General features: G+C 34.1%; 1 protein-coding gene and 1 pseudogene. Both read right to left on the bottom strand.

The genetic code is table 11. From position 1 onward, the window contains the following. A partial coding sequence (locus ACVC2P_RS00725; protein WP_452596568.1) for a hypothetical protein occupies positions 1 to 1,002 on the bottom strand: 1,002 nt, incomplete at its 3' end. Positions 1,003 to 1,192: 190 nt separating this feature from the next. Then, a pseudogene (locus ACVC2P_RS00720) lies at positions 1,193 to 2,105 on the bottom strand (glutamine synthetase type III); the annotation flags it as partial.

The following is a 2,105-nucleotide window of genomic DNA, read 5'->3' as shown; positions in this document are numbered from 1 at the left end:
TGTTTGTGTAACATCTGAAAGGTTTCCGTTACCATTTCTTTGGTCTACATCAGAGAAGTTATCATCTCCAACTTGCACTACCGAACTTACATGATCTTGTCCAGATCCATCATAACCTTGTCTTACATCTGAATAGTTATTGTTTCCTTGTTGATCTGTAGTACTATTATTTTGGTGCCCCCATTGGTCTACATAAGAGTAATTATCATTACCTGTTTGATCTAAATCTGCAACGTTATCGTTTCCATCTTGCCATGCAAAAGAAAAGTTAGCATCTCCTGTTTGGTCTACATCACTTACGTTATTATCGCCAACAGTACCTTGCCTAACTTCTGAATCGTTTCCGTTTCCTGTTTGTGTAACATCAGATTCGTTATTGTTACCAACTTGTCTTACTACAGATTGGTTATTGTCTCCAATTTGATTAACATCTGAATCATTATCATCTCCAGTTTGGTCTACATCCGAATCATTTGCATCTCCATACTGCCCGACAAAAGAGTCATTGTTATTGCCTGTTTGGTCTACATCTGAAATATTGTTATCTCCAATTTGATCTACAAAAGAATCGTTATCGTTTCCTGTTTGAGATTGACTAGAGGTATTATCATCAGAACCACCAGCATCCCCATACTGATCGTTGTGAGCATCATTGTTATTACCTGTTTGATCTACGGTACTAACATTACCATCGTTTGGTCCTGCTCCCGTTCCAAATCCTTGATGGATATCAGACTCGTTATCATTTCCAATTTGTGTTGCTACAGATGTATTATTATCCCCTCTTGAATCTACATCTGAATCATTACTAACGCCATCTTGCGTTACTGTGTTTGTGTTTGAATCTCCCCATTGATCTACATCGGAGTCATTTGTCATTCCTGTTTGAGAAACAGTTGAAGCATTCATGCTTCCATTTTGAGTTACATCGCTGTTGTTCATTTGTGCGAACATTACTGTTCCACACATTAGCGCAGCTGCGCTTAAGATTAGTTTTTTCATTTGAATTGGATTATTAATTAATAGTCTCTAATATATATCCAGAACCTTAAAAGTTAAATACACTTCGTCGATGTTTTCGACGATTTTTACACAAAGCTCGTTAAAATACATTAAAACGTAATCCTTTTACTACAATTAAAAATTTAGGTAAAAAAAAGCCGACAAAAGTGTTTTTTTGCCGGCTTAAATGTTATTTAGTGAACAATAATTCTCTATACTTGGTTAACGGCCATAACTCATCATCTACCAGTAGTTCTAGCTTATCGCAATGATATCGTATCTCTTCGAATAGCGGCTTCACTTTTTCGCAATATTCTGTTGCTTTGACACTTACGTCATTTATTAGGTTTGCTTTTTTACGAATTTCAGTCATTTTTGTAACTGTATCATTAATTTTTAAGATATGAGAAGATATTTCTTCTATAAGTTCTAACTGTGCTTTTCCTACCTGTTTATAGTCTTCTCCATAGATATCTTTAAGTCCTTTTACATTTTCTACTAGTATGTTTTGATACTTAATTGCTGTAGGTACAATATGGTTTCTTGCAATGTCTCCCAAAACACGACCTTCAATTTGTACTCGCATGATATAATCTTCCATTTCAATTTCGTATCGTGCTTGTATTTCCACAGAGTTCATTACTCCTAAACCTTCATATAGTTTAATCGCTTTTTTAGAAATTTTTGCTTGTAAGGCTTCTGGCGTATTTTTATTATTACTCAAACCTCGTTTTTTTGCTTCTTTTTCCCAGGCCTCTCCATAACCATTGCCTTCAAATAAAATAGTTTTAGATTTTTTAATATATTCTCGTAATATGTTAAAGACAGCATCGTCCTTTTTCATATCCTTTTTTTCTATAAGCGTATCTACTTCAGTTTTAAATTCTATTAATTGTTTTGCTACTATAGAGTTTAATAGAGTCATTGGGTTAGCACAATTAGCTCTAGATCCAACTGCTCTAAATTCAAATTTATTTCCTGTAAATGCAAAAGGAGATGTTCTATTTCTATCGGTATTATCTAATAATATTTCTGGAATTTTCCCTACTACATTTAACTTTAAATCTGTTTTTTCTTGTGGCGATAGCTTACCTGTTGTTACC

This window comes from Pontimicrobium sp. MEBiC01747 (assembly GCF_053601635.1).
The sequence above is the reverse complement of the archived record's forward strand: the minus strand, read 5'-3'. Positions and strand labels throughout refer to the sequence as shown.